At 39.3% G+C, this 26,302-nt stretch carries 25 protein-coding genes; 9 read left to right on the top strand and 16 right to left on the bottom strand.

Annotation, left to right across the window (positions count from 1 at the left end; genetic code table 11):
- The first annotated feature begins 6 nt into the window (after window positions 1-6).
- On the top strand, window positions 7-1,260 hold the full coding sequence (locus tag MB09_RS14060) for an exo-beta-N-acetylmuramidase NamZ family protein (RefSeq protein ID WP_045081562.1): 1,254 nt from the start codon (window positions 7-9) through the stop codon (window positions 1,258-1,260).
- A 64-nt stretch (window positions 1,261-1,324) separates the two neighbouring features.
- Here MB09_RS14060 and MB09_RS14055 read toward each other — a convergent pair whose 3' ends face one another.
- From MB09_RS14055 to MB09_RS14025, 7 genes are all read right to left on the bottom strand, one after another.
- Window positions 1,325-1,816 carry a YkgJ family cysteine cluster protein gene (locus tag MB09_RS14055; RefSeq protein ID WP_045081561.1) on the bottom strand — a complete coding sequence of 164 codons (492 nt, stop codon included), beginning with the start codon at window positions 1,814-1,816 and terminating at the stop codon, window positions 1,325-1,327.
- Window positions 1,817-1,892: 76 nt separating this feature from the next.
- Window positions 1,893-3,533, bottom strand: coding sequence for an amidohydrolase (locus MB09_RS14050; RefSeq protein WP_045081560.1), 1,641 nt, complete (start codon window positions 3,531-3,533; stop codon window positions 1,893-1,895).
- 223 nt (window positions 3,534-3,756) lie between these two features.
- Window positions 3,757-3,939, bottom strand: a complete 183-nt coding sequence (locus MB09_RS14045) for a hypothetical protein (RefSeq protein ID WP_045081559.1) — start codon at window positions 3,937-3,939, stop codon at window positions 3,757-3,759.
- 112 nt (window positions 3,940-4,051) lie between these two features.
- The gene (locus MB09_RS14040; protein ID WP_045081558.1) at window positions 4,052-4,477 is read right to left on the bottom strand and encodes a putative toxin-antitoxin system toxin component, PIN family; all 426 of its coding nucleotides are present in this window, start codon (window positions 4,475-4,477) and stop codon (window positions 4,052-4,054) included.
- Window positions 4,458-4,688 (bottom strand): type II toxin-antitoxin system VapB15 family antitoxin, encoded by a 231-nt coding sequence (gene vap15 / locus MB09_RS14035; RefSeq protein ID WP_045081557.1) that lies wholly within the window; start codon window positions 4,686-4,688, stop codon window positions 4,458-4,460. Before vap15 ends, MB09_RS14040 begins: the two co-directional genes overlap by 20 nt.
- Before the next feature lie 42 nt (window positions 4,689-4,730).
- On the bottom strand, window positions 4,731-6,467 hold the full coding sequence (locus MB09_RS14030; protein WP_045081556.1) for a TonB-dependent receptor: 1,737 nt from the start codon (window positions 6,465-6,467) through the stop codon (window positions 4,731-4,733).
- A 31-nt stretch (window positions 6,468-6,498) separates the two neighbouring features.
- A complete protein-coding gene (locus tag MB09_RS14025; RefSeq protein ID WP_045081555.1) occupies window positions 6,499-9,516 on the bottom strand; it encodes a tetratricopeptide repeat protein in 3,018 nt (1,005 codons plus the stop codon).
- Between the two features lie 219 nt (window positions 9,517-9,735).
- On the opposite strand from MB09_RS14025, the gene MB09_RS14020 reads away from it, so the two are divergent.
- The 3 genes from MB09_RS14020 to MB09_RS14010 all read left to right on the top strand — a co-directional run bounded on the left by MB09_RS14020 (window position 9,736) and on the right by MB09_RS14010 (window position 11,643).
- A complete protein-coding gene (locus MB09_RS14020; RefSeq protein ID WP_045081554.1) occupies window positions 9,736-10,266 on the top strand; it encodes a transposase in 531 nt (176 codons plus the stop codon).
- Between the two features lie 144 nt (window positions 10,267-10,410).
- A complete protein-coding gene (locus MB09_RS14015) occupies window positions 10,411-10,881 on the top strand; it encodes a tail fiber protein (protein WP_052671410.1) in 471 nt (156 codons plus the stop codon).
- Window positions 10,882-10,959: 78 nt separating this feature from the next.
- Window positions 10,960-11,643, top strand: a complete 684-nt coding sequence (locus tag MB09_RS14010; protein ID WP_045081553.1) for a cell division ATP-binding protein FtsE — start codon at window positions 10,960-10,962, stop codon at window positions 11,641-11,643.
- Between the two features lie 100 nt (window positions 11,644-11,743).
- On the opposite strand, the gene MB09_RS14005 is transcribed toward MB09_RS14010, so the two are convergent.
- Window positions 11,744-13,147 carry a S8 family peptidase gene (locus MB09_RS14005; protein ID WP_165586716.1) on the bottom strand — a complete coding sequence of 468 codons (1,404 nt, stop codon included), beginning with the start codon at window positions 13,145-13,147 and terminating at the stop codon, window positions 11,744-11,746.
- A 471-nt stretch (window positions 13,148-13,618) separates the two neighbouring features.
- Here MB09_RS14005 and MB09_RS14000 point away from each other — a divergent pair, with 471 nt between their 5' ends.
- From MB09_RS14000 to MB09_RS13990, 3 genes are read left to right on the top strand one after another with little or no spacing between them, the layout of a single operon-like run.
- Window positions 13,619-14,224, top strand: coding sequence for a class I SAM-dependent methyltransferase (locus MB09_RS14000; protein ID WP_240484846.1), 606 nt, complete (start codon window positions 13,619-13,621; stop codon window positions 14,222-14,224).
- Window positions 14,221-15,099, top strand: coding sequence for a glycosyltransferase family 2 protein (locus MB09_RS13995; protein ID WP_045081551.1), 879 nt, complete (start codon window positions 14,221-14,223; stop codon window positions 15,097-15,099). The genes MB09_RS14000 and MB09_RS13995 overlap by 4 nt, the downstream gene beginning before the upstream one ends.
- 12 nt (window positions 15,100-15,111) lie before the next feature.
- Window positions 15,112-16,038 (top strand): glycosyltransferase family 2 protein, encoded by a 927-nt coding sequence (locus tag MB09_RS13990; RefSeq protein WP_045081550.1) that lies wholly within the window; start codon window positions 15,112-15,114, stop codon window positions 16,036-16,038.
- Here MB09_RS13990 and MB09_RS13985 read toward each other — a convergent pair.
- Window positions 16,021-16,434, bottom strand: a complete 414-nt coding sequence (locus tag MB09_RS13985; RefSeq protein WP_045081549.1) for a sugar 3,4-ketoisomerase — start codon at window positions 16,432-16,434, stop codon at window positions 16,021-16,023. The two genes, MB09_RS13990 and MB09_RS13985, sit on opposite strands and share 18 nt — an antisense overlap.
- On the bottom strand, window positions 16,421-17,530 hold the full coding sequence (locus MB09_RS13980; RefSeq protein WP_045081548.1) for a glycosyltransferase: 1,110 nt from the start codon (window positions 17,528-17,530) through the stop codon (window positions 16,421-16,423). The genes MB09_RS13985 and MB09_RS13980 overlap by 14 nt, the downstream gene beginning before the upstream one ends.
- Window positions 17,531-17,708: 178 nt before the next feature.
- Between MB09_RS13980 and MB09_RS13975 the strand changes: the two genes are divergently transcribed.
- Window positions 17,709-18,848 carry a glycosyltransferase gene (locus tag MB09_RS13975; protein WP_045081592.1) on the top strand — a complete coding sequence of 380 codons (1,140 nt, stop codon included), beginning with the start codon at window positions 17,709-17,711 and terminating at the stop codon, window positions 18,846-18,848.
- Here the strand turns inward: MB09_RS13975 and MB09_RS13970 are convergent.
- Complete coding sequence (locus MB09_RS13970; RefSeq protein ID WP_045081547.1) at window positions 18,845-19,828, bottom strand: hypothetical protein; 984 nt, start codon at window positions 19,826-19,828, stop codon at window positions 18,845-18,847. The two genes, MB09_RS13975 and MB09_RS13970, sit on opposite strands and share 4 nt — an antisense overlap.
- Window positions 19,829-20,080: 252 nt before the next feature.
- Between MB09_RS13970 and MB09_RS15640 the strand changes: the two genes are divergently transcribed.
- On the top strand, window positions 20,081-20,587 hold the full coding sequence (locus MB09_RS15640) for a DapH/DapD/GlmU-related protein (RefSeq protein ID WP_052671409.1): 507 nt from the start codon (window positions 20,081-20,083) through the stop codon (window positions 20,585-20,587).
- On the opposite strand, the gene MB09_RS13960 is transcribed toward MB09_RS15640, so the two are convergent.
- The 5 genes from MB09_RS13960 to MB09_RS13940 all read right to left on the bottom strand — a co-directional run bounded on the left by MB09_RS13960 (window position 20,580) and on the right by MB09_RS13940 (window position 26,228).
- Complete coding sequence (locus tag MB09_RS13960) at window positions 20,580-21,230, bottom strand: acyltransferase (RefSeq protein WP_045081590.1); 651 nt, start codon at window positions 21,228-21,230, stop codon at window positions 20,580-20,582. The genes MB09_RS15640 and MB09_RS13960 overlap by 8 nt on opposite strands.
- Before the next feature lie 98 nt (window positions 21,231-21,328).
- Window positions 21,329-22,810, bottom strand: coding sequence for an oligosaccharide flippase family protein (locus MB09_RS13955; protein WP_045081546.1), 1,482 nt, complete (start codon window positions 22,808-22,810; stop codon window positions 21,329-21,331).
- Between the two features lie 56 nt (window positions 22,811-22,866).
- A complete protein-coding gene (locus tag MB09_RS13950) occupies window positions 22,867-24,147 on the bottom strand; it encodes an O-antigen translocase (RefSeq protein WP_045081545.1) in 1,281 nt (426 codons plus the stop codon).
- Window positions 24,148-25,248 carry a DegT/DnrJ/EryC1/StrS family aminotransferase gene (locus MB09_RS13945; RefSeq protein ID WP_045081544.1) on the bottom strand — a complete coding sequence of 367 codons (1,101 nt, stop codon included), beginning with the start codon at window positions 25,246-25,248 and terminating at the stop codon, window positions 24,148-24,150.
- On the bottom strand, window positions 25,245-26,228 hold the full coding sequence (locus tag MB09_RS13940; RefSeq protein WP_240484845.1) for a GNAT family N-acetyltransferase: 984 nt from the start codon (window positions 26,226-26,228) through the stop codon (window positions 25,245-25,247). Before MB09_RS13940 ends, MB09_RS13945 begins: the two co-directional genes overlap by 4 nt.
- Window positions 26,229-26,302: the final 74 nt, after the last annotated feature.

The raw sequence follows: 26,302 nt of genomic DNA, 5'->3' as shown, positions 1-26,302 counted from the left end.
GATTTTATGGGCTTAACTTTTTTCAAAAATACAGTTTTATTGGTTGTTTTAACTATTATTTCGTGCGGAAGTTCGGTTGAGAAGAAAGAACAAAGTGAAGAGAAAAAAGAGAGTCAGGAAACAGGACTCAAGACTCAAGACGCACAAATCATCGTTGGCGCGGAGCAATTTCAACTTTACTCTGAATTGTTAAAGAGTAAAAATGTGGGCGTAGTTGCGAATCAGACTTCTTTTTTAGAAAATGAGAACCAACATCTTGTTGATTTTTTGATTTCGAAAAAAGTTTCGGTAAAAAAAGTTTTTGCGCCAGAGCACGGTTTTCGAGGCACTGCCGATGCCGGCGAGCACGTGAAGGATGGAATCGACTCTAAAACTGGGGTTCCCCTAATTTCACTTTACGGAAGCAATAAAAAACCATCGCAGGAACAATTAAAAGGAATTGACCTTGTGATTTTTGATATACAGGATGTGGGCGCGCGATTTTACACTTATATTTCTACACTACATTGTGTGATGGAAGCCTGCGCGGAAGCTGGAATTCCCGTTATTGTTTTAGACAGGCCAAACCCCAACGGGCATTATATTGACGGTCCAATTATGGAACCTGAAAACGAAAGTTTTGTAGGAATGCATCCAATTCCAGTAGTTCATGGAATGACTATTGGCGAATATGCACAGATGATAAATGGCGAAGGTTGGTTAAAAGATAAAATAAAATGCGACTTGACTGTGGTTGAAATGCAAAATTACACGCATGAAACTCCATATTCATTACCCATAAAACCATCGCCCAACTTGCCGAACGCCCAATCCATAAACCTCTACCCCAGCCTATGCTTTTTTGAAGGTACATTTATAAACGCCGGCCGCGGCACGGATATGCAATTTCAGGTTTTTGGCGCACCAAGTTTGCCTGCATCAACATATACTTTTGAATACACGCCCCAAGCAAATGAAGGAGCAAAAAACCCAAAATTTAAAGGGCAGCTTTGCCACGGAAAAGATCTTAGAAACGAACCGCGCTTGAGCAAAATCAATTTGGAATGGTTGATCGATGCTTACAACGCCAACGGGAACCTGCCTGCCGGCAAGGCAGGAAAGAAAGATTTTTTCAATTCGTTTTTTGTAAAACTCGCCGGAACTGACAAATTGCAAAAACAAATTGAGCAAGGTTTATCTGCGGAAGAAATTCGGGGTTCTTGGAAGGATGGGCTTGCTAATTTTCAGAAGATTCGAGCGAAATATTTACTTTATCCTTAAAAAGTTTTCAGTCGCAGTTTTCAGTCGCAAATTCCCCGCAACTGAAAACTGCGACTGCGACTGCCTACTTAATTCTTCGTTTCATTTCCTCCACAATATTATAAGCCGCTGGGCAAATGGCGACATTTTTCATCGTTAGGTTTGAAATCTGTTGAAACTTTTTTCTGTCTGTATGTGGAAATTCGCGACAAGCTTTCGGGCGTACGTCGTAAATGCTACAGTAATTATCGGCTCCCAAAAAAGTACAGGGAACGCTTTGCAGCACGTAATCTTTATCTTCGTCAATCCGCAAATAGGCTTCGATGAACTGCTGCGGTTTCATTCGGAAATGTTTTGAAATACGCTCGATGTCCTTATCCGTAAAAAGTGGGCCGGTGGTTTTACAACAGTTAGCACACGTTAAACAATCTGTTCTTTTAAATTCTGCTTCGTGCAATTCCTGCATTAAACTGTCCAGATGTTTGGGCGGCTTTTTCTTCAGCTTGGCGAAAAACTTTTTGTTTTCTGCTTCGGCTTCCCTTGCTTTTTGGGGAAGTTGTTTTAGGATGTTTTCCATCTTTGATTTTTCCCTGTGCTCTCTGTGGCTCTGTGGTAAAAAATAACCACGGAGGCACAGAGGACACAGAGTTTATTTATTTGGCTTCGTAAACCAATTCGCCGTTAATGAATGTTGCCACTACTTTCGTTTTGGGCAATTCGGCTTCTTCTATCTTCATAATGTCCTTATCGAGAATGGTGAAATCAGCAAATTTACCGACTTCAATACTTCCTTTTTCGTTTTCCTCAAAATTTGCAAAAGCTGCCCAAATAGTCATACCTTTTAGGGCTTCTTCACGGGTTAAAGCATCCTTCATTTGAAAACCGTTTTCGGGGTAATTTTTTAAATCCTTTCGGGCAACGGCAGCGTAAAAGGTGTACATCGGGTTTATGTGCTCCACCGGAAAATCGGTTCCCAAGGCAACCATTCCTGCTTTATCGAGTAATTTTTTATAGGCATAGGCGCCCTTCATCCGTTCCGCTCCCACTCTATCCTCGGCCCAATACATATCGCTGGTAGCGTGGGTGGGCTGTACCGACGGAAGAATGTTATTGTTGTCGTTAAAATAATCGAAATCGGACGCCGAAATTATCTGCGCATGCTCCACGCGCCAACGTCTATCGGTCTGCCCTTCCAAGGCTTTTTTATACGCCCGAAGCACGGCAATATTCGCAGAATCGCCAATCGCGTGAGTGTTCATCTGAAATTCGGAAGCGGCAATTTTTTCAGCAAGATAATCCAGACTATCTGCCGTAGTAATCATCGCCCCAAAATGGTGGGGCATATCGCTGTACGGCTCGCGCATCGCGGCACCGCGGGAACCCAGCGCGCCATCGGCATACACTTTAAAGGAACGAACGTTCAATCTGTCGGTTTTATAGATGCCTTTGTTCAAATAATAGTCGCGATTTTTTGGATCGTTGCTTACCATCGCATACATCCGGAGCTTGAATTTTCCCTGCTTTTGAAGCGTATCGATCAATTCGATAATATTTCTTCCCAAGCCAGCGTCATCTACCGTTGTCAAACCATATTGCAGGCAGATTTTTTCGGCTTCCAAAAGGGCTTCGGCTGAAACTTCACTGGTAATTTCGGGAAAAGTTTTTCTCACCAAGGCCATTGGGGCATCGATGATTACGCCCGTGGGTTCGCCATTTTCCAAAACAACTTCGCCTCCGGTCACTTTCGTCTTGGCAGTAATTCCGGCAAGCTCCAATGCTTTTGAATTTACCAAATACGCGTGGCCATCAACCCGTTGTAACGCCACCGGAGTTTCGGGAAAGAGGGAATCTAGCTCTTTTTTAGTGGGGAAATTTTTATCCTCCCAATCGTTTTGGTCCCACCCGCGGCCAATGATATAGGGCATATTCTTTTCTTCCTGAAATGCCACCACTCGCCCCAAAATTTCTTCAAAACTGGTAGTGCCGATCAAATCCACATTTTGCAGGCTGAGGCCGAGGCCGTACAAATGGGCGTGGGCATCAATCAGCCCGGGAACCACGGTATTGCCTTTGGCGTCGTAGGTTTTCTTAATATTGTATTTCAGTTCGAGTTCGGGTTTTAGGCCTATTTCGAGGATTTTTCCATCTTTTACCACAAGTGCATTTGCCGTGCTGAAATCTTTATCGACCGTATAAATTGTTGCATTTTTAATCAATAAGTCTGCCGGAAGTTTATCTGGGGCACAGGATGCAATAGCTGTCGTAGTCAGTAATAAGAGTAATAATTTTTTCATGGTTGATTTTATTGAGGTGTAAAAATAGAAAACATCCGCCAAAGACGGATGTTTTAATATATTTTTCGCTTTGATAGATTGCGGGAAGAATGATGGACCGTCAGAATATCGATACGTTTTTTGGAAACTATCCTGTAAATAATTCTATAATTTCCTTTTACTGAATCCTTGGAAATATAATCAAGAATGTCCTTTAAATCATCCTTGGATTGTTTTGTCTAATTTATTTGAACCATTTTTCCAGTTCGATATCCAATTGCGCGTCCGAAATTACTTCGTCATTATTAGACTGTGAAATTCCTTTTTCAATTTTCTCAATAAGAATAAGTCTTTCCACTAAATCATCAATGGAAAATTCGTCAGGTAATTTAGATAAATGTGATTGTACTATCTTTTTGGTCAACATATTGCAAATATTTAAAACGAAGATACAACTGAAAAACTTACCGGTCAAACTTATAGGTAACCTCGCCAATCCTTGAATTCCCTGAATCGAATATTGCAGCCATTTTTAATAATTAATCAATTTCCGCAATTACTTTTTCAAATTCAGCTGGGGATAAAATTTTTGCAGTTTCGAACGGGTTATGTAGTATCAAATCCTTATCTCCCGTTACTAAATAATCCGCTTTGGAAAAGTTTATCAAATCCAGTAAAAAATTATCCTTTGGGTCGCGATTTATGAAATGGATAGGCCTTATTTGAACGTTTGTTCCAATTGCTTCAAGAAATTCAATTAATTCAGACACCTTCTCTTCGGGAAAATATTTTTGAAGTGCTGGCCTTTTGGTTACTCGTTCTATTTCTTCAATTAATTGTGCAGTATAAACAATCCGGATGTTGCCATTTACAATGAGACTCTTTATATTTCCAAGTCTTTTTCCTATTAAAAAACTTATCCAAACATTGGTGTCGAAAATAACCTTAACGTTTTTGTTCGTCATAGATATCTTGTCTAACTTTTTCCACCTCGGCATCTATAGTTTCAAGTGAAAGCTCATCGGTTTTAAAGGTTTCAAGCAATTTTGACAATTTTGAATCTATAATCTCCCTTTCCAATTCCTTTGAAAGTTTAATTCTTTCCTTTTTTGGCAAACTTTTTATCAAAGCAAGAATTTGCTCGAAGGTTATTTCTATTTGAAGTGCGGCTTTCATTTTCTGCTTTTTTTCAAAGTTACTGAAAATTTTGACAACTAATTACCAGTCAAACTTATAAGTAACTCCCGCCAATCCTTGGATTCCCTGCACGGGATAGTTAAGCCACTTTTCGTAATTATCGCCAAAAAGGTTGCTGCCCTTTACAAATGCTGAAAGCCTATCCGTGAATCTATACCCAAAGTGAAGATTGGCATCAACGTAGCCATCCAAAGTTACCTCTTGATTTATGGAATTCCCGAAAGGATCATTATTATAAACCAAATCCTTACGCTCGCCCACGTAAAACAAGGAAGCGCCACCGTATAATTTTTCGGTTATGTTGAAATCTGAAAACACCGAAGCCTTTAAATCGGTTAGATTCCACGCTTCACTTTGTAAATCTGTGCTGTAACTATTATAGGTTCCGTTAATTCCCAATGTGAATGTATTCGAAACCTCCACTTTTAGCTCCGCGAAAAAAGCAAGCGTATTCACGTCGTCATAAACTACATTGAAAGAGTTTCCAAATTCATAACCTTCAAAATTCGCGTTGTAAATCTTTAAAGGATTCATTTGAAAAAGCGCGCGATTTTCATCTTTTCCATAAGAAGCCCGAACATTATAAGCCACGGAATTAGAGATTTTCCCTTTAATTCCGCCGAAACCTTCGTAGAGTTTTTTAGTTGGAGCAATATTTAAGGTAGGCGAAACAAATGGGTTTTCTTCCTTAAAATTATAGTAGGAATTTTGCTGAAGCCCGCCTTCTGCCCCTCCGTAAACAATCACGGTTTCGTCCAATAAACGATACGAGGCATTCAATCTTGGGTATAACGAAAAGTCCGTGTCGCTGTTTTCGGAATCCAAACTCACATATGCTGCAACACCCAGCGAAACCGAAAGATCATCATTTACAAAAGTGATGGACGGTGCCAAGCCCGCGTTTAAATAACTGTATTTAATGACTGAAGTGTTTGTGTAATTTCTGTCGAAACTTCCACTTAAATAATCGATATCGCCGTCAATATTAAAAGTCAAATTTTCCAACGGAAATGAAAACTCAGGCTTCAAAGTAGCATTAAATTCCGAAGAAGAAAACGCATCGCCCAAATAGCGGATATTCAATGCCGCCTTTTCAAAAAACGAATCGTCCAACGCAATACTTCCGCCTGCGTAACCGCTGAAATACATTTGCAACGGATCAATATCAGCAATCACATTATCGGGATACGTTACGTAATCTTCGGGCAAACCGTACCAGTTGTATATTTGATGCTCCACGCCAGCATCGAGCCTATAGGTTGCATCTTTTTGTCTGCTTGTATAATTCGCATCAAGGCTGGTATCGTAATATTTATTGTCCAATTTCACATCCTTTATATCGCCCTGCGAAGAATTGTGCCGAAAGAAAAATCCAGCGTTATCGGTTCGGCTGATTTCAAAATTGCTGTAAAACTCACCCAAAATGGAAGTGTAATTTCCAAAGCCCAGCGTTGCGTAATTATCGTATAATTTTATGGGTTTTGCCTTTTCAACTGTAGTAGCCTTGCCTTTCGCAGGTGTAAAAGTGGAAGCCACCGGAACCGAGAAAATGCTGTATTTCACCTCCTTTTTTGTGGTTGAAATGGAATCGTTCAATTCAGGGGTTTCCTTTACTTTAAAGGCATCCGAAATTGTGGGTGTATATGGCTTTACAATATTTACAACCTCAGGATCGAGTTCTTTTTCCTGCGAAAACATCGAAAGATTGAACAATAATATTGTTGCGATTGAAAATAATACTATGCGTTTCTTTGACATATTTATAGTAATATCGTTTTAAAATAATTGCTTAGTTTCCGCCGGTTTCAACGGAAGAATTGGTTTTTGCCTCCGCATTTTTAATTACTGCGAGTTCTGTTTTTGCTTCTTCAACTACCTCTGGGAAATCTGTGAAATTTTTGGTCACACTTTCCAAAATATAGGTCGCTTGGTACGCATCCTTCAAAGCGTAAAAATTCTTCGCCATCAGCACCAAACCTTTAGCGCCGTAGAGTTTATAGCCCGAATAATCCTTCGCCAATTTCTGCACGGAAGCATTTGAGCCTTCAAAATTTCCTTCCTTATTTTTGAAATAAGCATCGAAATAAAGTGCTTCGGCAGCTAGCTGTCCGGTAGCGATTTTTTGGGCTTCTGCGTAAGCGGTTTTTGCTTTTGCTTCATTGTTGGTTTTCATCGCCGAACGAGCAATAATCACTTGCGCATCACTTTTTATGGAGTTGTCAATTTTTGAATTCTGAAGTACTTTTTCGGCATAATTTACTGCTTCGGAATATTGTTTCAATTCATACGAAGCCTTCATACTGTTGGTCTGCGCGAAAATGATGTTCTGCGGAAAATCGGCTTCGGTTTCCAAACGGGTTAAATATGTTAAAGCGTTTTGGTAATCCTTTTTACCCAAATACAATTCTGAAACCCGCGCCAAAGCCTGTTCGGTAAATTCGCTTCGCTCGCGGTTCACAACATATTCAAAATGCGGAATGGCTTGATCGCTTCTTCCGTCAGCGAAATAAATCTGTCCCAAATAGAAATGCGCATTTCGGGCGTGCAGACCATTGGGAAATTGCTGCAAATAATCCTCAAAACGGCTCTGCGCCTGACTCTGTTTGTTTTCCAAATATGGCTGTTCTGCCGCTGCATAAGCCGCGTCGTCAAGTTCGGTGTCGCCCACTTGTACGTAATCCAAGGTTTTTACCCAGCGGGCGTATTCGTCAACATTGCCCTGATCTATATAAATGAGTTTTGCCGAAGAAACCGCTTGCAACGCTTCGGGCGTGCTTGGGAAATCCTTTGTTACCCGTTTAAATATAGTCAGCGCTTCGTTGCTTTTTCCGGCATTTTCATAAATCAACGCCTTTTTCAACAGTGCTTTTGAAACAAAACCGCTGTTCGGAATATCGCGGACCAATTGGTCGTAAGCCGAAATCGCTTCGTTGGTCCTGTTTTGCGCCACGTAGGTATTTCCCAATTCATACAAGGCATCGTCGCGGTAAACGGATTTATGATATTTTTTTATGAAGGCAATCAGTTCCTCGATTTTCTTTTCGCTTCGGTCCACAAAACCATAGCTGATGGCTTTTTGAAACTGCGCATAATCGTTATCGCCGCCCAAATCGATTGCGGCGTTGTAATTTTCCATTGCGGGCCAATATTGGCTTGTCACGAAATAGCTATCGCCCAATCGCAGTAATGCATCCTTTTTTCGGACGGTTTCAGCGGAAGAAGAACTGACGTAACTTTTGAAGTTTGAAATGGCTTCAGTATAATTTTTAAGTTTGAACTGGTTGTACGCCAAATTGTATTTCAAATTTTTATATTCCGAAGTGTTCTGTGCGCCCGGCATTTGCGCAAACTTTTTATAGCCCGCCAACGATTTTTCAAAATTTGAGAGCTGGTAATCGCTCTCAGCTTTCCAATAGGTCGCGCGCGCATTAAAATCCTGGTTTTTGGGATATTTCAGGCTTTTGTCAAAAAACGAAATCGCTTCATAGTAATCGGCTTCATTGTACAATTCAATTCCACGGTAAAAAGCAACTTTTTGATAGGCCGCTTCATCAGCAAAGTTTTTGTTGTTTTCCAGCAAATCCAACGCCTCTTTGTAATTTTTTGAAGTGATGTAACTGTCGATCAACAATCGTTTCAACTCATCATTATTGACGTTGTTTGGGTATTTTTCAATAAAGGAAAGCAAAACCTGCGGCGTGCTTTTGTAGCTGTTCCCAATTTCGTAGCTCAGTTTTGCGTAATTCAAATAAGCATCTTCCTGAATTTCGGCACTGAAATCCATTTCCGAAGCATTTTTAAAAGCGTTCAGCGCTTCCTGCTTTTTGTCGAGTTCCAGATAACTTTCCGCCAAATGGTAATAGGCGTTTTGGGCCACGGCGTTTCTTCCGTCCACAATTTTGTTGAACTCGCCAATGGCACTTTCGTAATCGCCCTGTTTGTAATAGGCATAGCCCAATTGGTAGTAATCGGTATTGTTCCATTTGCCGCGAAAACCCTTGTATTCCTTTAAATAAGGTATGGCTTCGGCATATTGGCCAAGGTTAAAATAGCTCTCACCAATAATTTTTGAAAGTTGGCTTTTTTCCTGCGGGCTGGATTTATCAAATTGCTCCTTCCCCATTTCGATGGCCTTTTCGAAATTGCCGAGTTTGAAATTCATATCGGCTTGGTAATAACTAAGGTCTTCGGAATAGCGCTCCTCGCCTTTTACTTCCTCAAAATTTTTGTTGGCTTCCTCATAATCGTCGCCTTCGTAAGCGATAAAACCCAGATAATACTTCGCCTGCGAGCCATATTTCTGCGAAGTGGAAACCTTGTTGAAATAGTTTTTCGCCTCGTCATATCGCTTCGCCTTAAAATAGACGTATCCGTTATTGAAATTGAAACTTTCCTGCTCACTTCGACTTAAATTTGAAGTATCAACCTTATCGTACCACTTTTGGGCATGTGAATATTTTCCGTTTTCGAAATAATAGTTTGCGACATCTATAAATGCAGAATTTCGCTTCAAACTCGTGGGATATTTCTCCACAAATTCCTCCATCAACTGGTCGGCGTTTTGCTGGTTCAATCTCACCGCCGCATTGGCAATATAATAGGCACAATCGCTCTGCACGGTTTCGTCTTCGCTGCTGTTTTTTATTTTGTCAAAAAGACTTTGCGCGGCTAAAAACTGCCCGTTGTTATATAATTCCAGCGCTTGGTTGAAATCGGCAAGGTCATTTGTAAAGACCGCTGTTTGCTGTGAAAAGGACGAAAATGAAAGGAATAGGATAAGTGAAAAAACAAGAAAATTCTTTATCATTATTTACAGTTTTTGTGGCGTAAAGATATTTAACTTTAAATGTAGCTTTCGGCGATACTGTAAATTTTTAAGGTTTAATTAACGAATGGTTTTTTGGTGGATTTTCTTAGGAATATAACGCTACAAATGGCAATAAATTACATTTCAGATTTTTATGCAAATATTCTTTATTTTTAAGAATTAGAATTTCATTTCAAAGATTTGAATGTCAATTGAAAAGTGGCGAAATTTAGGGGAAAATATAGAATTGAATCCATCCGCGCCCAATGGTGGGACTACGGCTGGAACGGCGCCTATTTTATAACCATTTGCACCAAAAACAGGAATCATTATTTTGGGGAAATAACGAATGGGAAAATGGTTTTTTCATCGTTGGGGGTTATTGTTGATATTTTGTGGCATGAAATTCCAAATCATTCAAAATTCGTTTCGTTGGGCGAATTTGTGGTTATGCCCAATCATATTCACGGGATTTTATTGATTGATAAACCGGATAACCCGGTTAATACGGGGCAACCAATATCCCCGGGGAAAACACGGTTCCAAAATATCGGAAAAAACACCATTTCGTCCATCGTGGGTTCGTATAAATCGGCGGTTACGCGCCACGCCAACCGATTGGAAATAGAAAATGGTTGGCAGGCGGGGTTTCACGACCATATTATTCGCAACCACGCGGAATATAACCGAATTGAAAATTATATTATCAAAAATCCGCAGAATTGGCGGGGCGATAAATTCAATAATTAACGCATGGATTAATTGATTGATTGATAGAGACAAGGCATGCCTTGTCTCTATCTATTGTTATTGTTTGCGTTTGCGTTTGCGATGGTAAAAATCAAAAATGTTTGATTCAAAAAATAACCCCTATTTTTATAAAAATTATTCGTCATGAAAAAATTGTTACCCAAAATCGTAATTGCAATTGTTCTGCTGTTTTGTTTTTCAGCCACCGCCCAGCGCAACCCATTCAAAAACCTTTCGGAGAAAGATGGAAAGATTGGAATTGGCACCACAAATCCCGACGAACTGTTGACCGTAAAAGGAAAAATCCACACTCAGGAAGTTTTGGTAGATCTCGACGGTGCCGTTGCTCCGGATTATGTTTTTGAAAACTATTTCAACGGTATTTCAGAAATGATGCCGGAATACAGTTTGATTTCTTTGGAAGAATTGGAAGCATTTTTAAAAGAAAACAATCATCTGCCAAATGTGCCTTCTGCCGAAACGATGCGGACGGAGGGAATTTCACTAAAAGAAATGAACTTGATTTTGCTTCAAAAAATTGAGGAATTGACGCTTTACACCCTTCAGCAGCAAAAGGAGATTGATGCATTGAAAGAAAAAAATTCAGAAAAGTAAATATGTTGGCAGTAATCAGTTGCAGTTTGAAGTAATTCAAATTACTTTTGAAATCGAAATCGTAAATCTATAATTCCAATGGCCGATACCGTACTATTTTTAAAAGATGCTTCCATTTATCAAGGCGACAACCTAGTTCTTTCGGATGTTTCCGTTTCAGTGGAAAAAGGCGAATTTGTCTATTTAATCGGAAAAACGGGAACGGGAAAAAGTAGTTTTATGAAAACGCTTTACGGCGATCTTCCACTGCAGGAAGGCGAAGGCACTATTGTTGGATATGATTTGGCTACCTTAAAAGAAAAGGATATTCCTTTTTTACGCAGGAAATTGGGCGTGGTTTTTCAGGATTTTAAACTTTTGAACGATCGCACGGTGCGCGACAATCTAAATTTTGTTTTGACGGCCACCGGTTGGAAGGACAAAGCTGCGATGGAAAGCAAGATAAACGAGGTATTGGACAAGGTAGATATGAAAACCAAAGCCTTTAAATACCCTTACCAACTTTCGGGCGGGGAGCAGCAACGTGTTGCCATTGCACGTGCTCTTTTGAACGATCCTGAACTTATTCTCGCAGATGAGCCTACGGGAAACCTAGACCCACAAACGAGCGTGGAAGTAATGGAAGTTTTACGTGAGATAAATAAAAACGGCAACACCATCTTAATGGCAACACACGATTATGCCCTGTTGCTGAAGTATCCTTCCAAAACCTTAAAATGTGATGAAAACCAGATTTTTGAAGTAGTTCAGAAAACGGTTTGAAAATAAGTAGTTCAGTTTTCAGTCGCAGTTTTCAGTCGCAGTCGCAGTTTACAGAAACTCTGGTTCCAAAAGTCATTGTCCAAAACCTTCCAATTAACTTTCAATCATTCAAAATGCTCGGGTCGCGCAGCTGCAATTCGCATTCCTTTTTGAGCGTTGGGTCAATTTTAAGATGAATTTTCCCTTTCGCGTTCGGTCTTAGGTCGGTATTTTCAGAAATTACAATTCGCTTTTTTGAGGTAAGATTTAAAGTTGCTTCTTCAGTAAATTTCTGATTTTGCATAACTACTTCAGAAATAGAAGTCAGTTTAAAATCCCAGCGACTGAACCGCTGGTTTTCAATTTTCACGGGTTCCTTTTCAGCAAACATATCGAAAACCATTTTTACCGCCCGGCCTGTATTCAGCATTCCCGCACCGTACATTCCCGCATAGGGTTTGTTGGGCTCCACGTCGTCTATATTGGTAGAAGTGAATTTTAGGATGGTTTCAACCTCTTCCGCGGGAAGACAGGGATAAAGTGAAAACATGAGGCCGATAGTGCCGGATACCAAAGGTGCAACTATAGAGGTTTGATTAAATTCTGTCATCTCTAACTTGCCTTCCATTTTAAACTTTGAATATCGAAATATACCTGTGCCTGGCCCCACTATATCGATTGTTTTATTTAAATTGCTGATGCTTATAGGATAAAGTTTGGGAATTTGAGTCGTATCATTATCCTTAAATCCCCCAGTCTGGCCTACATAATAGCGAATATCCCTTATATAATATATTTTCTTCTCCTCTAAATACAGAATATTTTCAGTAAAATGCTCATATCTATGCGATGCGGAAGAAACTGCTATAACCTTGTCATATCCGGCAGGATAATAAACCCGTTTTCCGTGGGATGTAGAAAAAGGCTCATTGTGCCCAACGGCTACTACTACTGTTCCATTCTCCAGCATCTCATAAATAGCCTGTTGGGCAGTCTCATAATAACGGGTTAAGCCCCAGCTACAATTTATTACCTGAACACCCAACTGCGAAAGTTCAACCAATTGCTCTAATGTACTGAAGTGATTATAACTGGTACCGTAAATACTGCAATCGTAACATACCCCTGGTACGCCATAAGCATTATCTCCCTGGCCTGCGGCAATTTCCGCAACTCCCATTCCATGACCGTTTGATAAGCTCGATTTTCTGATAGACTTACTTTTTCCGGCAAATTCCTTGTCTTCCAAATCCAGTGACCCGTCAGATATTCCAATAATAACATCTCGCGAGCCAGTGGTGTAATACCACGCTTTAGGCACCTCCAAAAAATCTAAATAATCCAAATTTACCTGAGCGCCCAAATTTTCTCCAATCGTGCTGGTGAGCCCATAGTCATTGGGCTCAAATATCTTTTTATCCTCTTCGGCAATCAATTCACCAAATTCAAAAAGATGGGAAGCGTTCTGCAATAAATCGGTCATCAAAGCTGGATTATCTGCAACGACAAAAAAAGTTTTTTTCAAATTTTGTTTTTTAGCGTTTTTCCAGGTCTTTTTGAAAATTTTAATGTTATAATTTTTTAAAGCGGCTTTCAATAATTTATCATTTCCAGAGTAATATAAAAAATCTCCAGTTTTCTCAAAAGTGGGTACAAAGGCAGTATCGCGTGCACGCAGGTAAAACCAGGAGTCATTCTGGCAATAACCCGAAAATGAGAATAAAATACTTAGCATGATTATATAAAGGGAGCGCACTATTTGATAACTTTTTTCACAAGATACATCTTTTTGAAATTATTGAACAAGGAAGATTTTTACCTTAATGGAATTACAAATTTCCTTCTTCCCAAAAGATTGCTGTATTTTAGCAGCATGTACCAAACACTTAAAAAAGTAGCACTGTCCATAGTCCCAAAAAGAATACTTTTTGAACACGAGATTTTTTTCCGCTCTATTTTTGCATATCACTTACGGGGAAAAAATCATGAGTGTACTGTGTGTTCAAGGGGTATAAAAAAGTTCATAAAAATTCCCGATGGCGATCTGCTCTGCCCTTTTTGTGGAAGCCGCCCTCGCACACGAAGGCTCTATCATCTCTTAAATTCTGACAATTTACTCCAAGGCAAAGTGCTTCATTTTTCCCCTTCGCGAAGCATTTACAGATTGCTGAATAAAAATCAAAATATAGATTATTTCAGCACCGATTATGAAGATGAATTTATTGCTGAGTACCATTATGACATTACCCAAATTCCCTTGGAAGAAGATTTTTTCGATTTGATAATCTGTTACCATATTTTAGAACACATTGAAGACGATAAAAAAGCAATGGCCGAATTGCACCGCGTTTTAAAAAACAATGGAACTTGCCTTATCCAAACTCCTTTTAAGACGGGCCACATTTATGAAGATTTTTCAAAAAAGACCCCAAAAGAGCGTTTGGAAGCTTTTGGGCAGGAAGACCATGTGCGCACGTATTCAGTAGCTGGCTTGCAGCAGAGATTGTGCGAAAGCGGATTTCAAAAGGTTGAAGTCAGAACTTTTCAAGAAAACGAACGTTACGGATTTATGGCAGAAACCGTGTTAATTGCAAACAAATGATTTCAATCCTTATTCCCACTTATAATTACAATGTGTTTCCGCTAGTGGCATCCTTGCATAAACAGGCCGAAAAATTAGCCCTAACTTATGAAATAAATGTGTACGACGATTGTTCCCCAAATCCCGTAACTGCCAATGAGGCTATTAATGACTTAACAAATGCCTCCTATTCTATTTTAAAGAAAAACATAGGCAGAAGTGCCATCCGAAATCTCTTGGCTAAAAATGCCAGGTTTGACAATCTGCTTTTTCTGGATGCAGACACAAAAGTTATTAGGAATGATTTTTTGGAAAAGTACATAGCTTCCATAACAATTGATACTGAAATTATTTATGGCGGAATCATCTACCAAACAGACCCACCTCCGAAAGAAGAAATATTGCGGTGGCAATATGGCAAAAAGCGGGAGGCCCTTTCCGTTTCCGAAAGACAGAAACAGCCTCATCTACGCTTTTTAACATTAAACTTTTTGATAAAAAAAGCGGTATTTTCAAGATTGAGTTTTAACGAAGAAATACCAAATTTACGCCATGAGGACACACTTTTTGCCTTAGAAGCCAAGGCAAAAAATGTAGGGGTTATTCACATAGACAATCCAGTAGTCCACCTAGGTTTGGAGAATAGTAAAATATTTCTTCGCAAATCATTAGAATCTGTAGAAAGCCTACATAATTTTGTTAATCAAGGCTTAATAAAACCTGAAGAAACAGCATTGTCAAAAAAGGCCGAAAGCCTGAGAAAATACCATTTAAAACCAGCCGCGGCCAAATTTTATAAGATTTTCCGTCGGACGATGGAAAAAAACCTCTTGTCATCCCGCCCTTCCTTGGTTATCTTCGATCTCTATAGATTGGCATATTATCTCAGTTTATAAAACTTATAAAGAATGAAGTTTTCAATTGTAATAGCAGTCTTCAACAAAGAAAAATACATTGCCGAAACTTTAAAAAGCGTTTTGTCGCAGACCTTTACGGATTTTGAAGTAGTAATTCTGAATGATGGTTCTACGGACAATAGCGAGGCTGAAATCTTAAAATTCAAAGATCCACGAATACGTTATTTTTCAAAGGAAAATAGCGGTGCATCGGCTGCAAGGAATTTTACGATACGGCAAGCCACATCGGAATATATCGCGCTGATGGATGCTGACGACTACTGGTATCCCTTTTATTTGGAAGAGCAAAACCGATTGCTTTCAGAATTTCCTTCCGAATCGGTTTTTGCCACTGCCACCGAAATTAAGCGAAACGGCAAAGTCTTTAAAAACAGTTATTCCCTCCAAACCATTGGAACAGATGCCGTGGTGGTCGATTATTTTGAGGCCAGCCAACTGGATTCGGTTTTGTTGAGTATTTCCACCGTACTTAAAAAAAATGTTTTTGAAAAGGTAGGCTGGTATGACACGACAATTAAAAGCGGAGAGGATACGGATCTTTATGTTCGGATTGGCTTAAAATACAAGATAGTTTTCAGCCCCAAAGTATGCGCAACCTATATAGTTAGGCAAAACAGTTTATTTCAACGGGTGAAAAACTTAGATGAAAAAGCCAATTTTGAAGCTTACGAACCTTTCGAAAAAAACAATCCCGCGCTCAAGAAATTTCTGGATCTAAACCGATATTCACTATGTATCCTGGCCAAAATGGAGGGCAATAAAGCAGCTTTTCAAAAATATTATCAAAAAATAAACCCCGAAAACCTGAGCAAAAAGCAACAGTTTCTACTACGGCAAAATAAGACCATTTTAAAATATATGCTAAAAACAAAAAATGGACTGGAAAAGCTCGGCCTGCGGTTAGGCACCTTTAAATAGCTTAAAATCATCGTACTCGCGGATGTAATCGCTCTCCAGAAACCTGCCCGAGGAAAGCACCAAACAGACCGATCCGGAAGAAAAATTTTCAAGTTCACGCCAAATTCCCGTGGGTATCAGCAAACCTTGGTTGGGCTTATTCAAAATAACCGACTTTTTATTTTCGCCATCGTCCAAAAGTACCTCAAAACTACCACTGAGGGCTATTAAAAACTCCAATTGCTCCTTGTGCGCATGCCCGCCCCGATAGGCGCCGCTGGGCACATCGTATAAATAATACACGCGTTTTACCTCATAGGGCAAGAACCCCTCTTCCACAACTGACAAATTGCCGCGTGGATCCGTGATTTTCGGGATTTCAAATACATGTATGTCTTCAATTTTATTGTAAGGCATGGTTTAAAATTTGGTTCCATTTTTCAGAAATGGTCTGCATTGAAAATTTTTCAACGGAAGCTTTTGTGTTTGCTTTTAAGTTTTGATAGCCCGTTTCATCAAAACATACGCTTTGCAACGCTTCCGCAAATAAAGGTAAACTTCTTTCGGCAATCAGCAAACCATTTTTTTGGTGCTGTACGATTTCCGAAGGGCCCGAAACTATGTCCAATGAAACTACGGGCGTTCCCAAGGAGAGCGATTCCACAAGCACCATCGGGAAGCCTTCGTATTTGCTGGTGAGCGTCACGCAACGGGCATTTTTAATAATTTCAAAAGGATTATTGGTGAAGGGAAGAAATAGTATTTGCCGCGCCCCCTCCTTGGAAGCAGCCCGTTTTTGAAGCATTTCCCTATCCATGCCGTCACCCAAAATGACGAGATGCACATCTTTTTCCCAAACTTTGGATCGCGAAAAAGCTTCCATCAAAAACGAAAAATCCTTTATGGAATCGTCCAGCCTGCCGTAGGAAAGTATGTACTTTTTGTTTTGAAGTATTTGGGGAAACTCGCCATTTTGTTCAGCCCAAGCAGGATCAAAAGCGTTGTGGATGGTCACTGAATTAAAAATGCCTTCTTTCCTTAAAATTTCAGCTTCAATATATTCGGAAACCGCCACGTTCAACAGGTTTTTTTGACAGACTTTTGAAAATGCCGATGGATTTTCCGTGAGATACTCCGTCTTTTTGGAACTGTGCACTACATAAATTTTATTCAGCTCGCGATATATAAATTTGGAATAGAACAGCTCGCGCTCAAAATTGTTTTTTGGACGATGGTCGATAACTACATCAAAATTTTCCTTTTTTAAATAATTTCGAAATTTTCGAAAGCGCAGCAATCGCCTCACCATCGAATCATTTTCGGTTTTCAATTTTCCCAAATTCAGCATTTTACCGCTAAAAGGGTAATCCACATCATCATTCAAAATTACCAAATGCACCTCGTGACCCTGCGCCTCCAACATCTGCGAAAGCATAGCGCACGACCGCTCCAGGCCCCCTTTTGCAAGCGAAATGGAAACCAGGCATACTTTGAATTTCTTTTGGGAAGTCATCGGTTTTTATTGTGTATTTTTGAACGATCTTGGCAAAGATAACTTTATAAGAATACTATTATTTGCTGGATGTGTAAAATTTAACCACAACATTCACAAAGATTTTTCACAAAGTTACGGAGCATCCTTTGTGAACTTTTTGCCTTTGCTTGGTGTACTTTGTGGCAAAAAAGGAAATATGAAAATACTTTTGGTGGGCGAATACAGCAGGTTGCACAATTCCTTAAAAGAAGGATTGCAAGCACTTGGCCACGAGGTTACGCTGGTTTCTACGGGCGATGAATTTAAAAACTACCCGTCGGATATGCTGTTAAAACGGAAATACGATTCGGGAATTTCAAAAAAGGTGAAAGTGGGCCTTTTTAAAATTTTCGGTAAGGATATTTCTTCCATTTCCCTAAAAAGGCAGTTTTTTCAACAGAAAGAAAAATTTAAGAATTTTGACGTTGTGCAGTTGATAAACGAAAGCCCGCTGGGAATCCAACCGAAACACGAAAAGGAAATCATTTCATTTTTAAGCCATAACAACGCAAAACTCTTCCTGCTTTCCTGCGGCACGGATTATACGAGCGTGAAATACGCTTTTGAAAAAAAGTTCCGGTACTCCATTTTCACTCCGTTTTTTGAGGGGAAAATTTCAGAAAAAGAATATTTCCCGGCATTGAAATATTTAATGCCCGAATACAAAGAACTGCACGATTTTGTTTTTGAAAAAGTGGATGGTGTAATTGCTTCCGATTTGGATTATCACATTCCGCTCCTCGGAAATAAGAAATATTTGGGACTGATCGCAAACCCAATAAATACTGAAAAATTAAATTTTAATCCGTTTGCTTCCGAAGAAAAGGTGATTATTTTTCACGGTATAAATCGGGCGAATTATTTCAAAAAGGGAAATGATTATTTTGAAACTGCGCTAAAAAAACTTCAGCAGCAATATTCTTCAAAAATGGAAGTGATTACCGTGGAAAATGTGCCCTATTCCGAATATATTGAAAAGTACAATTCGGCACATATTCTTTTGGATCAAGTGTTTGCTTATGACCAAGGTTACAACGCCTTGGAAGCAATGGCAAAAGGAAAGGTAGTTTTTACCGGCGCCGAGAAAGAGTTTTTGGAACACTATAATTTAAAGGAAGATGAAGTGTGCATCAACGCCCTTCCCGATGTAGATTATTTAGTCCAAAAAATGGAAGACCTAATTTTGAATCCCGAAAAATTACAAACCATTTCAAAAAATGCACGGGCGTTTATTGAGCGGGAACACCATTATATTTCAATTGCCAAGAAATATTCGGAAGTTTGGAACTCTAATTAAAATGGCAAATCGATTGCTTCCGGCTTTATAAAATCCTTCGAATACGGATTTTCCAAAAAACTGAGCGGCGGCTTTTGAAATTGCAGGATATCCTCCCGCTCAATGCCGTAAACACTCCAATAGTTGGCGAGCAACTGGGCAAAAATATCCTCGTCCCAAAACCCGAAAATAGGTTTGCTTCCCTTTTTTTCAATAGGAATCGCTTCTATGGTAATTGCATTATCCTTCCTTTCAATTTTGTATTCCGGGTTATACTGTAGGATATAATCGGAGTAATGAAACCGGGCGTACAATTCCTCAAACTGGATAGGGTGCAAAACGGGGCCTTTCATTTTTTCGAGTAACTCTTTTTGCTTTTCGGCAATTATACCATTGTCCTGCAAGCAAGCAATAAAGCCAAAACCGTTCACCCCAAACGAAAACAGCAGGTTGATAGCATCATCGCGATAGCTGAAAATATCGGCCGAATATTTCAGGGGAAACACCACTATGCTCCACGGCTTTTTTCCAACGAAAGAAATCGGCTCAACAATAGATTGGAGCATCAAATGGAAATTCCCGAACCGCTGTTTCAACTGTGTGGAAAGGGCAAACTCCTCCCCTTGCCGCAGCAATCGGTCGCGTTCGTACCGCATTTCATAATAAAGCAGGCCGTACAGCATTCTGCCAGTCCATTGAAAGATGAGCAGTTCGTCCAGCGCGGCCATTCCCTCGTAGCCTTCTTTGTAGGCGGCCTGAATTTTTTCATCCAGTGCGTCAAAGGCATTTTTCACCTCTGGGGAACAGGGCAATTCCAAATCGGCATATACGTAGGTTTTCTGCTTGTCCATCATTTCGATGCGCTCGTCGCCAAACTTAAATTTGTCCATCAACCATTGTGGAAACACTGGCATTTTTTCGGTAGTGAGCGCTCCGGAAAGAAAGCAGAAATGTTCGTCAAAAATTAAATCGTCAAAGGGATTGTATAGGGAAAGTGGCATAGATATTCAGAAATGGGACGCTACGGATTTTTTGCAAAGATAGCCATAAACTTTCTTTAGGTATTTCAAAATTATAATTAGAAAGTATTCTATATAGAAAATGATACAGACCAAGATTAAACTTTACGTATTTCAACCTTATATCTTGGGTAATTACAGAAAACTACTCTCTCGGTTTAATATTTTAGTATTATGAGATATCTTATTTTTTTCCTATATCGCTTATTCCTAAATTTACATCAAAAATAACTTATGCCACTACAAAATATAATTTCGGAAAAGGCCAAGATTGGAAAAAATGTCCAAATTGGTTCTTTCTGTATAATAGATGACGATGTTGAGATTGGGGACAATACAATAATCAAGAATTATGTTGAATTGCGCAAAGCCACGATAATTGGAGAGAATTGTTACATAGATTCCAGAGTTTCCTCCTCGGGCAATTGTGTGATAGGAAATAATGTTACCATACGCTATGATAGCATTATAGCTCGCGGAATTAAAATTGGCGACAATTCCTATATATGTCCCAAGGTTATGACCAACAACCTAAATACAGACCACCAACAAATTGGAGGCGCACAAATCGGAAAAAATGTTTTTATCGGTACGGGCTGCGTCATCCAACACGGGATAACCATTGGCGATAACACTATTCTCGGTTCCATGTCATTTATAAACAAAGATATTCCCAGTGACGAGACTTGGTTCGGTAATCCTGCAAAATTTCAGAAAAGCAATTCCAAAAAGACTAAATAACCCTTTTATTTTTCTTGAGCATCTCTTTTTCACTTTCCCAATCACGAGCAAAATTATTTTTAATCAACTTGGCGGGTATGCCTCCAATTAAAATATTTTCGCCCAAAGATCGATAGTCTTTATTGCAAAGTGAATGTGAGGTTATAACGCAATTGTCGGGCGTTTTAGTCCCCGCCATTATTGACACTGTATTTGAAATTGCATTATAAGCTCCCAATTCTATGGGAGCAGACATTGGGTAAACCTCCCCTGTGATTGTATTTTTCATCGGATGGGAGTTTGTGTCAATCACTTGTGAATTATAACCTATTCCGCACCAATCTCCTATAATTATTTTTTTAGAACAAATAAGCTTGACATTCGATCCAAGACACCCCATGAATCCAAATTCACAATAGGCATCCCTAGCTATAAGAATTGTACAGTCCAGCCCGATATGGGCATTACTTTTAAACCGAAGCGTGCCCATTAAGGCGAGCTCTGCGGTTCCCTTGGAAGTAGTTGGAAACTCAAATTTTTGACCAAACCCTATCATCGCCCTTTTTACTGAACCATCGATAATTACTTTACCGCTTAAATTTGAAAATTTAATCTTTCCATAGAAAAAAACAGGCAGCTTCAGGGCTGTTTTTACGGGAAACATCCTGAAATTGAAATAAATGGTTTTTATCCAATTCACCGAGAAGTAAAACCTAAAACTCTCGCGGGTATTTCGATATGTTCTTTTTAACGAGCCGACCATTATTTTCTTCTAAAAATCTTTCGGAATAATTCCTTTATGTCCATTTTTCTATCCAATTGGATGTATGAAAATACAAAAGAAAAACCAGCCATAATTATTAACAAACCGTATTTAAGATAGGAATATTCTATATAGGTCAACAAAAATGAAATTCCACATATTAAAACACAAATGCCGAAGATGCCGTAAAAGCTTTTATTAAAATAGAAATCATATCGTGTTTTTGTAATCATCCGCAAGCCTATGAAATGAATGATATAATATAGTAAAAAACTAATCCCCAAGCCTTTCAAGCCGCCAAAATAATAGCCAGAAAGATTCATTATTAAGAGTAAAGCATTGAACCCAATGGCCGTTTTCATAAAAAGCCTTGAGTCACCTTTCGCTATTAAAATATATCCCATGGAAAAGGAAACGGCTTTGAATACCATTCCCAAAATACCCCAACGAACCATATCTATTATCGGCACAAATTCATTGGAATATAAAAGCACAATAATGAATGGCGCGGCCGCCAAAAAGATTACTATAATTGGCAGAATGAGAAGAATGGCGATAAAAGCTTGTTCAAGAACGGTTTGGCGTATGGCTTCGATCCTATCGGAAATTGCAGATAATCTCGGAAAATAATCCGTTTCCATAGCCGTAAAGACCAGCCCCACATATGCATTCAGAATAACAAACCCGGCGTTGTATAGACCCACTTCCGACAGTCCCCCCGTTTGGCTAATAAAGATTTGAATAATATACGCTACCAAAAGACCGATCATACTGCTAATGCTCAGCGTAAGACCCAATTGCACCATTGTTTTTCCTTCAACAAAAGCTTCCCTGTTGGTAAGTTTAACGGTAGCAACCTTTTCACTACGGGCGAAATAATAGGTAAAAATAAAAACGATAAAAGAAGAAATTATTATTGCAGGTACAATGGCGTCAATTCGGTAAAAATAATACAGGGGAAGCGTAATGAGCAGTGCCAAAAGATTTCCATACAGATTCGCCTTTGCAAGTTTTTTTAATTTTCGAAGGCCCTGCAATATTGCCAACTGACCATTGGAAAGCTGTTTAAACAACAGTGCCAAAGAAATCCAGACAAAGGATAAGGTATATTCCTTTGAGTCAAAGGCAATCTCACTCCACCACGGAGCGCCCGCAAGCATAATTACACTGCCCAAAATAGCGGTAAACCACACTAATCTCTTCACAATTTGTATGGTGCGTGCGGTACCTTCAGGTTGTGCGTTTGCATGACTGAAGGAAATATCCTTTACGGCACTTCTGTCCAACCCCAAATTGGTCATTCCGTTGATGAGGCCTATGGTCGTGTTCAAAAGCGTGGCGATACCAAAACCCGCAGGGCCTATCCACAAGGCGATAAATTTTGAGCGAACTATGGAAATCAAGATATTGAATACCTGGACCCCTCCAAAAAGCGAAGTGGCCTTAATTACCTGTCTGTAAGAGTTTTTAGAATCAAGCATGCAACAAAATTGGTTTCAAAGCTATCTAAACTTTACCTGATTTTTTCCTTTAAAATTTACTTTCTTTGTTTTTTAAAATATCTGAACACTAAAAATGAAACAACAAAAAAATAAAGCACATACCTGATAAAATGTGCGATTACAATTCCCTCAACCCCATACGGAGCAACAAGCAATTGGGCCAGCACATAAAAAAGCGCCAATGAAAAAAGTTCCGAAAATATAAAACTGCGCACCAATTTTTTAGCCAAAAACTGGTTCAAAAGTACTAGGGAAGCCAGCCTAATAAAATCGCCCACCAATTGCCATTTAAAAAGTGGCGCCATTTCGGTCAATCCTGGATATAACAATTCAATTATAAGGTGTCTAAATAGATAAACCAGAATCATACCTGCGGCAAATAGCGGCAAAATGGTTTTATAAATATTGAAAACTTCTTTCTTAAAATTATTTGCGGAATAGATTCCCGCAAATTTGGGAAGCACATATAATGTAAAAAGGGAACCTGAAAAAACCATATAATTTTTCGAAATAAAAGTCATATTGGTCCATACCCCAGCATCCCGTCCTGACATTCGTTCTTCCAGCATGCTTCTTATATCTATTTCCACAAGAGGTAGTAAAATGGAACTCACAAAGGACATAACCGTAAAAGCAAAAAGGCTTTTTGCCATAGGGGATTTCAATTTTATATCCTTGAAAATTATGTAGTCACGCAGTACTCTGAAAAAAAAGAAAAGCAGGACCAATACCTGAATTATCGGCGTAATACTAATAGCTATCAGCACCCCGTCCAAATTGTACTGGAAAAGAAACAACAGAGTTAATGACACCGTAAGCAGGTAACTGACCAAATCGATTTTTGCAAACTTTTTGTATTCGGACAGTCCGTTTATAACTCCATTAAAAACGCGTTGCACCGCGATGAAGGGAATAATTACAGCGGTTAATTTAATTATATACGAAAATTCATTTGAGGCAAAAAGATAATCGCTGATGCGGTCTGAAAACACAAGCAGCGTGATACAGCTACCTAAAACACCAAATATGGTAAAAACTAACGTAGTGCTAAATAGCTTTTGAAGCTGGGCCTTGTCTGACCTGTATTCTGCAACATATTTTACCAGGCCGCTGAAAGTACCGAGCGAAGAGATTGACATCAATAACTGCGACAAACTTCTTAACTGACCTATTTTATAGAGTCCCACCGCTCCAACGTAATCATAGAGCAGACGCTGCACAACGGCAGAAATCAAGAGCCTGATACTTACCACCACAGCATTTAGCGATGTCATCTTCAAAAGTAAATTACCGCGTATAAAGGATGGTATCTTCACCTAATATGTATTTAATACTGAAATAATGGTATCCACCTCAGCTTCGGAAAGCAGGGGACTTATAGGAATACTGATAATGGTGTTATGGATTTTTTCGGTAACGGGAAATTTCAAATTCTTATATTCCGAAAGCGCCTCTTGTTTGTGCGGCGCAATAGGGTAATGAATCAAATGCCCAATGCCGTTTCTATCCAAATAATCTATAAATTCATTTCTATTATCCACACGGACCACAAAGAGGTGGAAAACATGGTCCTCATTTCCGTCGTAGGTCGGAAGGATGATTTTATCGTTTTTTATTTCTGAAATATACTTTTTTGCAATTGTTCGTCGCAGGGAATTGTCGGAATCCAAAGTGGGCAATTTCACATTTAAAAAAGCCGTCTGCAGTTCGTCCAGTCTTGAGTTGAAACCCAAAAGCTCGTTTACATATTTTGTGGACGTACCGTAATTGCGAAGTTTTGCGATTGCATCGGCCAGTTCAGCATCGTTGGTGGTAACCGCTCCGCCATCGCCCAGCGCACCCAAATTTTTAGTGGGATAAAAACTGAATCCCGCGGCATCGCCAAGATTTCCGGCGCGTTTCCCATCATTCGTTTTTGCGCCATGTGCTTGGGCCGCATCCTCTATTACGAGCAAATTGTATTCTTTTGAAATTTCCAAAATCTCCTCCATCGGCGCCAATTGCCCATACAGATGGACCGGCATAATAGCCTTCGTGTTTTGGGAAATTGGATTTCGCAACGACTGAATGTTGAAATTATAAGTTTCAAAATCTGCATCTACCAAAACGGGTTTTAGGCCGGCCTGTTTTATTGCCAAAATGGTAGCGATATAGGTGTTTGAAGCCACCAAAACCTCATCGTTTTCTTTCAGTTTTCCGAGTATTTTATAGCCTTCCAATATCAGTCGAAGGGCATCAAGGCCATTGCCTACGCCAATGCAATAGGTTGTGCCGCAATACTTTGCGAAATTTGCCTCAAACAATTTTACTTGATTTCCCAAAACATAATATCCCGAATCCAAAAATTGCCTAAAGCCTTCTTGAAATTGTTTTTCAAAACGTTTATTTATGGCGTGTAAGTCTAAAAATGGAATCATATAAAAACGGTTGCTAGTTTTTTATAGTTCGCGGTCTTTACTTCATAAAAAGACTGGACGATACTTCTGGCGCCAAAACATTCCTTCCAATAAAGTAAGCCTTCATTTATATTTTTTCCATGGTTTTCGTTGGAAGTCCCAAAATCGAAATATCTTTTATTTCTGAAACGCTCGGTTATTAAATACTCAAATAAAAAATCCAATGTTCCCAATTGTTGTTTGTCCTCATTGGCAGAAATATATTGCACGTGCGCCACGGCTTCGGTTTCAAAAATAGTTGCGCCACCTACAATTTCATTGTCTTTATACACGTTGAACTGTACTATATTTATTGGAAACTTACTAGCCAGATCTGTTATCTCGCCCAAGGAATGCACTGGCAAGGCTTGGTGTCGGAGCGCTAAATTTGGGGTTAATATTTTTTCCCAAAAACCTTTAAAGTCATTTTCCTCCACAATTCTCAATCCTTGTTTCTGGGCCTTTTTTACGCCTTCCAGTCGGTTTGTTGCAATTCTCAGTGGGTTTTTATTATCTATAACGCTTAGAACGTCGGCCCGCACCCGTTCTGCCGCAGCTATAAAAAGCAGGTAGTCCAATTCGTCTGCCGGAAGCCGGTTGTAGATTTTCGGCAACATTTTTATTTGCAGTGTTTCAATACCCTTTTCATTTAAAAATTGAAGTACACTGCTAAATATAGCGGCCACCTCCTTTAATTTGACTTTTTTATGAAGTATCAAACCGCCGTAGGTAAGACCTTGGTGGGAATACAAAGTGTTATCTGCAATATTTGCTGGCAGTAACGCCACAGGCTTTCCCTTTTTCAATACCAACAGCGAATGATCCGTAAATCTATCAGCGTGGTATTCCATAAAATCCCTTTGGAACAAAAAAGTGGCATTTTTGGAAGTCTCCATAAATTGCTGCCACAAAAATTTATCTTTCGCGGTGTATCTTTTTACTGAAAATGTACTGTTTTCCAATGGATTTTCTTTTTAAAAAAAGGCTTTCGATATAAGAATGTAAAGCTAAAATTTATTTTTAGTTTTACAGTCCC

It is taken from the genome of Aequorivita vladivostokensis, assembly GCF_000952855.1.
Classification (GTDB): domain Bacteria; phylum Bacteroidota; class Bacteroidia; order Flavobacteriales; family Flavobacteriaceae; genus Aequorivita; species Aequorivita vladivostokensis.
Note: the sequence above shows the minus strand (reverse complement) of the source record. Positions and strands in the feature narration are given on the sequence as shown.